The following is a 9,443-nucleotide window of genomic DNA, read 5'->3' as shown; positions in this document are numbered from 1 at the left end:
ATGATCAAACTCTTCAGTTTAAAATCAGTAGCACCTATAAGGGTGCCAATCTTGGCTCATCAATTTTCTGACAAATATTTCTCAAATAAACTTCGAGTAATTTCTACCATCAATCAATGAAAATAATTTCGATCAATCAATCAGTAAAAATCCACACAAGTTGTTCTTCATAATCTCTTAATGATCTTTCCAACACCTCGTCAGTGCTAGAAGCTGGACTTCGATAAACTTAACAACTCAGCGCTTCGCGCTTCGTTCGTTTCCGTCTATCTCGTCGGTATGGGGTGCATTCTATACGGTTTTATTACGAGTGCAAGCACTTTTAACTGGCTGTTTTATCGGGTGTTGTATTTTTATGCACTGTTTTGGTTCGTTGTTGCACAGAATGCAAGGTAAACTATTCATTATAAAGCAGAAATATGAATAAAATATTTCTGCTACTTTTTTTAATGATTTAGTAACGCTTGCTTACTTAATGTTCACGCTGAGAATTTTCACTGGTTGTTTCGGTACATCTTGGTGCATACCGTAGCTGGCAGTCGGTACTTTGATAATTTTATCAACCACATCCATCCCCTTCGTCACCTTACCAAAAACCGCATAGCCTGCATTCATAGATCCTTTATTTAAAAAGTCATTGTCCACGACATTAATAAAGAATTGGCTGGTGGCTGAGTTTGGGTTATTCGTGCGTGCCATTGCCAGAGTGCCACGCGTATTCTTTAAACCATTTGAAGATTCGTTCTTAATAGGTGCTTTGGTTTGCTTTTCGACCATGTTGGCATCCATTCCTCCACCCTGAATCATGAAACCTGGAATGACACGGTGAAAAATAGTTCCGTTATAGAAATTTGCTTTTGCGTAGTCTTCAAAGTTTTTGGCTGAAACTGGTGCTTTATCATTAAAGAGCTCAATTTCAATATTTCCCATTGATGTTTTCATTTCCACCAGTGTATTGGCTGCATAGGTACACACACTGAATGTAGCAGCAGTCAATAACGCGAGGCTCTGTTTTAACATGTTGGGGGTTCCTGTAATGCTGTTTTATGGTTGGTTATATTTAGCACAACTCTTTAGATTCAGATACTTTTAAACCTTTTATTTACAGTATTTGGACTATGGCCTTAGATTTATATATTGATATTCAATAATTTATAAAACTTAAATTTTGTTTAGGGCTTTAACTGTGTTTATCCCAAAATTTTCGGAATTTCTTACTCATTTCGATATAGTTCTTCTTTGCAGTACGCGATAAGCCTGCCATGTTAATGAAACCATGGGTCATGCTTGGAAAATCGTGATATGCCACGGTAACACCATGATGCCGTAACTTATGTGCATAAATCTGTGCCTCATCATGTAGTACATCATGACCTGCCGTGACAACAAAGGCGGACGCCAATTTTCTTAAACTGCCATAAGTTGGGGAAATAATTGGATCATCCAAAGCGACTTGATGTTGCGTCGCATAATGTGCGGTCACACGATCTACATCCTCCCCGGTTAATACCAGACCATCTTTATAAGCAAAAAATGAAGGATGACGGCTTTTAAAGTCTAATGCTGGATAAATTAGAAACTGGACTTGCGGTGCATAGGCTTTACCTATACTGCGCTGTGCAACCACTGCACTTAAATTGCCACCGGCACTGTCACCTGCAACCGCTATGCGATTTTTTAAAATTTTGAGTTGTTTTCGATTTTGATACACCCAAGCCAAGGCATCTTCGCAGCTCTGTACAATTTGATAAGGCGAGGCTTCTGGTGCCAAAGGATAATCAATACTGAGTACTTGGACATTGGCATGTACAGCCAATAGTCGACACACTTCATCATAACTATCGATACTGCCAACGACAAAACCTCCTCCATGATAGAACACCAACATCGGGAGTTTTTTATTTGGTGCAGGATGATAGTGACGCGCAAAAATAGTTCCACTTTGCAAAGGTAAACGTAAATCTTCGACCTGTTTAATGGCTGTCGATTTTGCTGTAATAAGCTGACTTTGTAATTCAAAGGCTTTACGGGAGTGTTGTGCATCGGCCGAAATAAAGCCTGTTTTGTTCTGTTTGTATTGAACTGCCACTAGACATTTAATAAAGGAGTCTAATTCTGGGTAGTGATAAGGATAGGCTAAGGCCTTGACGATATTTTCCTGTACAAAATTAGGCAACTTATCCAGTAGTCGCGCTGCTATAGCTTGATTTTGTTCCATCACTTTTTGTATTGATACGCCCATAAACGACTTATTCCTTGTTGTTTTATCTTTCGGTCAAACTTTACTGAACAAGTTCAACCTTAAATTATGGCTTTTGCAACAAAGCTAATCTGCTTTAAGCATATTGTCATTAACACTATGACTGCAAGTTTAAGTCAAAATCATCAATACAAAAGTTGAGTGCTTTAACACATACTTAATTAATAAGAACATCAATTGATTCAGACAGTACACCTCATTCAAGTACTGTCTTTACTCTATATGCCGTTTTCAACTCAACAACATGATGCGTTATTGTTGAATAGATTGCGGTTGATTTTGTATTTGCTCGCTTGATGCCTGAGGGGCATTCGAGTTTACAGATCCATCGACTTGTGTCGCAATTGCGTCTTGTCCTTGTACTGCAACCTCTGCTCCTGTCGAGATTTGAGCTGTTTCAGTCGCTTGTACAGGGTCTTTAGATGCACAACCCACTGCAAGCACTGAAATAGCTAACATAGAAATCGTCAATAGTCCGACTTTTTTCATACTTTGTTCCTTTTCAAATAAAAAATACAAAACCAATCTTTAGTTTTGCAAGGGCCATCATTCATGTTTTTTCAATGCCTTGCACACATGTATGGTGAGCGTTTTTTATTTGTTGGTTGCATTCTGCAATCTTTTATTAAGCTTATTTTGAAGCATCATTTTTTCTATATAGAGTAAAAAAGTGAATTAAGTGATTATTTTTAATCGTATAAATTACATCGTTGCAGCTCAACATACCTCAGAAAGCAGGTTTTCTTAAAAAAATATCGAAATAAAACTGCTTACTGTTGTTGCCAAGTCTCTACAGAACCTTCAACTCATCACGTTTCTGCTGTGCTCAACCTATACAATGTAGCAATTCTGAGCAATTTTATTCAAAAAAAGCTTATTCGGCAGTTAAATAAGCTTTAAAAACAGATTTTTAAAATATCTATAAACCACGATGAGCATGATGCTGGTGATCCATGCTCAAAACATTTGCCCAAATCGTGAAAGATTGAATTCTGCTCATCATGATCATTTCTATGCAAATGATCATTAAGGCCACTTCATCTCGCCCTTGACCACTTTGGCTCCCAACTCCAAGCTGCTTGACTCGCCTAAAGTAGGATACTGTGTTTGCATGATTCCGATTAGCTCGGCTGAGTTTTTGCTGGCTTTCGCCGCTTTCTCATATTGCTTTAAATAGTCTATCGAGAAATTCACGGCATCGAGACCTTCAGCCGCGCCAGCTTTCATATGTGCAGGAACCACAACAGCAGGGTTTAATGCCTGAATACTTTCCAGCGTCCGTACAACAGCTGCACGATCTTTAGATGTTGGGGTGTCTGCCATCCACAAATGTATACCCGATGAAACAGGAATTCCACCGACTACCGCTTTAGCACTTGGAATCCATAAATAGGTCAGTTCTTTTTGACCTTTAATGTCAATCTCTTCATTTTCAAGCTTTAAAACTTGAGCCGTATATGCTTGCGGAACAATAATTTTGCTTGGTGCGTTGGCTCCCATTTTGGGTCCCCAATACTGAACTTTCAATGCTTGGGTATCTTGAATATGTTTGACCGTTTCAGGAGTAGCAATGATTTTAACCTTCGGAAAATAGTGCTGAAAAACATCTAAACCAAAATAAAAATCTGGATCTCCATAACTCACAAAAATAGTCGTTAAGGTTTTACCGCGATCTAAAATATCTGCGGCGATTCGTAATGCCTCAGATTTAGAAAATTGTGCATTTACCAACATGACGTCTTGATCTCCTTCAATAAGGGTAGATGTCACGCCGAAATGTTCAGGTTTAGCTAAATAAGTGTGAATTTTTAGGTCTTGTGCATAGGCAGTAGAGCTAAGCGCTAAAGCAGTTAAGGCAAAGGCATAAAACTTGGTTTGCATGGTATTCATCTCTTATTTGATTTTGAATACTTTAAATTTCAGTTTCTGACAAATAAACAGCTTAACTTAAGATAAACTGTTGCAATATACGCAACAATAAACATAAATATGGATACCTTAAAAGCCATTCAAGTCTTTGTCTGTATTGCCCAACAAGGCAGTTTGACCAAAGCCGCAGACCAGCTTAATGTTTCACGCGCCATGGTATCTCGCTACCTTGAACATCTGGAAAATCATTTTTCGACCCGATTGTTTCATCGCAATACCCGTAAAATTTCTCTGACATCGACAGGAGAACACGCTCTGCATTATTGCGAGAATATTTTGCAACAACAGCAACTCCTTTTAGAAATGACTCATGATCAACAACAGATTGGTACCATTCGACTGACGACAGGGCTTTTTTTACTGCAAAATGGCTTGGCAGAATGCATTAAGCAATTTAGACAGCAGTTTCCATTTGTACAATTCGATATTGTGATTACAGAAGACACTCTCGATTTAATTGATGCTCAAATCGATTTAGCCTTTCGGATTAGTCCTAAAATAGCTGAAGGTTTAATTGCCCGCCCGCTCTTTCCGATTAACTCTGTTTTATGTGCACATCCCGATTATTTGGCACAAGCACCCGAGATTCAACATCCTGAACAGTTGTTACAACATACGTGCCTGACCCATCACAGCATGCATTCGGTTTGGACGCTGAACGCACCCAATCAACACCCTCAAAACTATAGCTTACATAGTGTGATCCAAAGCAATGATGCCTATGCGTTATTAGAAATGTGCAAACAGGCACAGGGCATTGCCATGCTCCCCTACGCACTGGTACAAGCCGAATTGAAGCAACGCACCTTATACCCCATTCTTGCAGACTATGACTTACCTAACATGCAACTGTCTGTGGTGTACTCCTCGCGGCGACATTTAAGTAAAAAAACACAAGAATTTATTGCATTTGTAATTCAGCACTTCAATTTGTCTTAAAAAAACAGAAATAGTGCAAATTTAATCAAGCATGCAACTTGAATTTTGCGTTCCTGCCCCGACCTCTTTTACTAATCATGAATTTCATAACTCATGACAGTTCAGAATTAACCAGTGAACACTGACGCCAAAGGACTGTACATGTTTAAGAACCCTTTTAAACGGAGTAAATCAATGACAACTGAGCAAAACGAACAGGCTCAAGACCTTCAACAAGAGCAAGCTGAGTCACAAACAGCGCAAACTCAAGCTGAAACCGAGCAAACAAACGTTTCAGTTGAAGATTTACAAGCGCAAATCGGCAAACTTGAAGAAAGCTTGAAATTAGAAAAAGCCCGTACAGCAAATGCCGTTTATGAAGCACAAAAAAGTGTTGAGCGCATTCAACGTGAATCTGAAAAACACAAAGAGACGGTTTTGGAAAAGTTCGCTAAAGAACTCCTCGATGTTGTGGACAATTTAGAACGTGCCATTCAAGCCGCAGGTGAAGAAGAAAGCCCTGTACTTGAAGGTGTAAGACTGACTTTGAAATCTTTACTGACCACCCTCGAGAAATTTGGTGTGGTTGAGGCAGATACAAAAAATGGCTTCAATGCAGATTTACACCAAGCGGTTGGGATTGATCCAAATGCCAAAACTAACGAAATTGGTACCGTTTTACAGAAAGGTTACACCTTAAATGGTCGTTTACTTCGCCCTGCTATGGTGATGGTAGGCGCATAAACCCTATAAATACGAGAGTTTGTGAAAAATTTTCAGAAAAATAACTTGAAAAATTTTGAACGGCTCTCATATCGGATAACAAGCAAAAACATTGCACAAGAATTTTTGAGGAATAGATCTAATGGCTAAAATCATTGGTATTGACTTAGGTACAACCAACTCATGCGTTGCTGTACTTGAAGGCGACAAAGTTAAAGTAATCGAGAACGCTGAAGGCGCTCGTACAACTCCATCGATCATTGCATATAAAGATGGCGAGATCTTGGTGGGTCAATCTGCTAAGCGTCAGGCAGTAACGAATCCTAAAAATACATTATTCGCTATTAAGCGTTTAATTGGTCGTCGTTATGAAGACCAAGCGGTACAAAAAGACATCGGTCTTGTACCTTACAAAATCATCAAAGCAGACAACGGTGATGCTTGGGTTGAAGTAAACGACAAGAAATTAGCACCTCAACAAATCTCTGCTGAAATCTTGAAAAAGATGAAGAAAACTGCAGAAGACTATTTAGGTGAAACAGTAACTGAAGCCGTGATTACGGTGCCTGCTTACTTTAACGATGCCCAACGTCAAGCAACTAAAGATGCGGGTAAAATCGCTGGCTTAGACGTTAAACGTATCATTAACGAACCAACTGCTGCTGCACTTGCGTTCGGTATGGACAAGAAAGAAGGCGATCGTAAAATTGCGGTTTACGACTTAGGTGGTGGTACTTTTGACGTATCAATCATTGAAATCGCAGACCTTGATGGCGACCAACAAATCGAAGTGTTATCAACCAATGGTGATACTTTCCTAGGTGGTGAAGACTTTGATAACGCGTTAATTGAATTCTTGGTTGAAGAATTTAAGAAAGAACAAAGTGTGAACTTGAAAAATGATCCACTTGCGTTACAACGTTTGAAAGAAGCTGCTGAGAAAGCGAAAATCGAGCTTTCTTCATCAAATGCAACTGAAATTAACCTTCCATACATCACTGCTGATGCGACTGGTCCTAAACACTTAGTGATCAACGTAACACGTGCAAAACTTGAAGGTTTAGTGGCTGATTTAGTAGCGCGTACCATTGAGCCTTGCCGTATTGCGCTTAAAGATGCGGGTCTTTCGACTTCTGACATCTCTGACGTAATCTTGGTGGGTGGTCAATCACGTATGCCAATGGTTCAACAAAAAGTTCAAGAGTTCTTTGGCAAAGAGCCACGTAAAGACGTGAATCCTGACGAAGCTGTTGCAATTGGTGCTGCGATTCAAGGTGCAGTATTGTCTGGTGACAAAACTGACGTACTTCTTCTTGACGTTACTCCGCTTACACTTGGTATCGAAACCATGGGTGGCGTGTTAACCGCAATTATTGAGAAAAACACCACGATTCCTGCGAAGAAATCACAAGTGTTCTCTACTGCTGCGGACAACCAACCTGCTGTAGACATTTCTGTTTACCAAGGTGAACGTAAGATGGCTCAACAAAACAAATTGTTGGGTAACTTCCAATTAGGTGACATTCCTCCTGCTCCACGCGGTGTGCCACAAATTGAAGTATCTTTCGACATCAATGCGGATGGTATCTTGAAAGTATCTGCGAAAGATAAGAGCACGGGTAAAGAGCAATCGATCCAGATTAAAGCAAACTCAGGTTTGTCTGATGCTGAAATCGAAGCAATGATTAAAGATGCTGAAGCGAATGCTGAAGAAGATCGTAAGTTTGAAGAGCTTGCAAAAGCGCGTAACGAAGCTGATGCATTAATTTCAAGCTCGAACAAAGCAGTTAAAGATCTTGGTGATAAAGTTACTGAAGATGAAAAAACAGCTGTAAGTACTGCGGTTTCTGAACTTGAAGCTTCGACTAAAGAAAATGATGTTGAAGATATCAAAGCGAAAACTGAAGCTTTACAAAACATCTTAATGCCAATCACCCAACGTGCTTATGAACAAGCGCAAGGTGCTGGCGGCGCAGAAGGTTTTGATCCAAATGCATTCCAAGGTGGCGATGCGGGTCAACAACAAAAAGCGGACGATGGCGTTGTAGATGCTGAGTTCACAGAAGTAAAAGATGACAAAAAATAATTTGTCTGATTAAAAAAACCGCGCGTAAGCGCGGTTTTTTTTTGCTTGAACCATATTTCCATAACACTCACTTTTCGCTACATTAAGCACAAATGAAAAAGAAAAATGATTTATGCATCGACTTGGGTTAATTCTGTTCTTCTTGACTATCCTTTGGCTCAGCTACCAAAGCCATGCACACTATCAATTACGTTATAACACTTGGTCTGATCGAGTATTCCATCCTTTTGACCAACGGTTACGCTTTAGAATTGGTAATATTGATCCGCGTTTTGGTCTCACTCAAGCTCAGGTCATACAACTGAGTCAGGAAGCCCTAGAAATCTGGCACCAAGGTACACAACAAACGCTGTTTGTTTATGATCCAAATGCCAAACTCAGTATAGAGTTAATCTATGATCAACGTCAGCAAGATGCAGATGCCTTAAAGCAAACCCAACAAAAACTAGATCATGGCAAGAATCAAAACAATCGCTCTTCAGATAATATTGAACGGGCCAGAACTCAGCTAGATTTAACCCAACATCGTTTAGAACAACAAAAACAACAATTGGAAGCTGAATATCGCTATTTACAGAGCCAACAAGCTCAGGTGCAGTCCGCACAACAGCAACAAAATTTACGTGACCAACTCATCCAACTACAATACAGAATTGCACAGTTCGAACAAGAAGCGGCTTATTTTCAGCAACAGAATCATTCATTTAATCAACAAGTCGATCAACACAATATGGGTATCGCACAACTGAATCAACAAATTTTACAAGCCCAACAACGCTTCCCTGCACGCGAATTCCATAAAGGCGTGTTTATGGGAAATAAAATTGAAATCTACCAATTTGATGGAAATGATGATCTTAGACTGACCATCGCACATGAATTAGGCCATGCGCTAGGATTGGCGCATCATAATGACCCACAAGCCCTGATGTATCCTATTTTAGGCGAACAAGAATTACAGCATTTTAAACTCAAAGCGGCGGATTTACAGTTGTTGGCTTCTCGAGAATAACTTCCAAGAAATTCCTTAAATTTTATAAGGCTTTTACTTCGATTTGCTCAACACGAAATCGAATTTCATGTTATTGTGATAGAACCATCCACACAGCAAACTGAGCGGAGAACAATGTGAGTTACTATCATATTCTCATTGAAGTGAATGATCATATCAGCACACTTGAACAGACACGTGATCTGGAATTGTTTGATATTATTGAAATTCAGCCTTATCTCCACTCTATTATTCTGCCGTATTTCAATGAGCAAGAAATTGAACTGGAAGATGAAAATATTGAATATCAGGATATTTTGCATTTAGAAATCAAGCAGACATTACTGCCAATTGAGCACTTGATTGAAGAAGAACAACGACTTTTACCAAGTGATACAGATGTCACCATCACTGCACATGAAATTTTTAATAATCGAGATTTAAGTCAGGATGTGACCACTGTTATTTTTGATATTCTAGACGCGGTAAAATTAGATCCGATCGAAGTCGAATAAAACACCTGAAATGCGATGACG

At 39.4% G+C, this 9,443-nt stretch carries 9 protein-coding genes; 5 read left to right on the top strand and 4 right to left on the bottom strand.

Annotated features, from left to right (window positions below):
• Positions 1-468: 468 nt before the first annotated feature.
• The 4 genes from E0H82_RS15730 to E0H82_RS15715 form a co-directional block, all read right to left on the bottom strand.
• Positions 469-1,020 carry a peptidylprolyl isomerase gene (locus E0H82_RS15730; protein WP_131265659.1) on the bottom strand — a complete coding sequence of 184 codons (552 nt, stop codon included), beginning with the start codon at positions 1,018-1,020 and terminating at the stop codon, positions 469-471.
• Between the two features lie 160 nt (positions 1,021-1,180).
• Positions 1,181-2,242 (bottom strand): alpha/beta hydrolase, encoded by a 1,062-nt coding sequence (locus E0H82_RS15725; RefSeq protein ID WP_131265658.1) that lies wholly within the window; start codon positions 2,240-2,242, stop codon positions 1,181-1,183.
• Between the two features lie 270 nt (positions 2,243-2,512).
• A complete protein-coding gene (locus E0H82_RS15720) occupies positions 2,513-2,749 on the bottom strand; it encodes a hypothetical protein (RefSeq protein WP_131265657.1) in 237 nt (78 codons plus the stop codon).
• Between the two features lie 537 nt (positions 2,750-3,286).
• Entirely contained in the window at positions 3,287-4,141 is an 855-nt protein-coding gene (locus tag E0H82_RS15715) for an MBL fold metallo-hydrolase (protein ID WP_131265656.1), read from the bottom strand.
• A gap of 108 nt (positions 4,142-4,249) precedes the next feature.
• On the opposite strand from E0H82_RS15715, the gene E0H82_RS15710 reads away from it, so the two are divergent.
• The 5 genes from E0H82_RS15710 to E0H82_RS15690 all read left to right on the top strand — a co-directional run bounded on the left by E0H82_RS15710 (position 4,250) and on the right by E0H82_RS15690 (position 9,422).
• Entirely contained in the window at positions 4,250-5,128 is an 879-nt protein-coding gene (locus tag E0H82_RS15710; protein WP_131265655.1) for a LysR family transcriptional regulator, read from the top strand.
• Positions 5,129-5,302: 174 nt separating this feature from the next.
• Positions 5,303-5,851: a nucleotide exchange factor GrpE gene (grpE, locus tag E0H82_RS15705; protein WP_131265654.1), complete on the top strand. Its 549-nt coding sequence runs from the start codon at positions 5,303-5,305 to the stop codon at positions 5,849-5,851.
• Between the two features lie 121 nt (positions 5,852-5,972).
• Positions 5,973-7,916: a molecular chaperone DnaK gene (gene dnaK, locus E0H82_RS15700; RefSeq protein WP_131265653.1), complete on the top strand. Its 1,944-nt coding sequence runs from the start codon at positions 5,973-5,975 to the stop codon at positions 7,914-7,916.
• Between the two features lie 112 nt (positions 7,917-8,028).
• Positions 8,029-8,928, top strand: coding sequence for a matrixin family metalloprotease (locus E0H82_RS15695; RefSeq protein WP_131265652.1), 900 nt, complete (start codon positions 8,029-8,031; stop codon positions 8,926-8,928).
• Between the two features lie 116 nt (positions 8,929-9,044).
• A complete protein-coding gene (locus E0H82_RS15690; protein ID WP_131265651.1) occupies positions 9,045-9,422 on the top strand; it encodes a hypothetical protein in 378 nt (125 codons plus the stop codon).
• The last annotated feature ends 21 nt before the right edge of the window (positions 9,423-9,443 follow it).

Origin of the sequence: Acinetobacter sp. ANC 4910, from assembly GCF_004331035.1 — a bacterium.
Classification (GTDB): Bacteria; Pseudomonadota; Gammaproteobacteria; order Pseudomonadales; family Moraxellaceae; genus Acinetobacter.
Note: the sequence above shows the minus strand (reverse complement) of the source record. Positions and strands in the feature narration are given on the sequence as shown.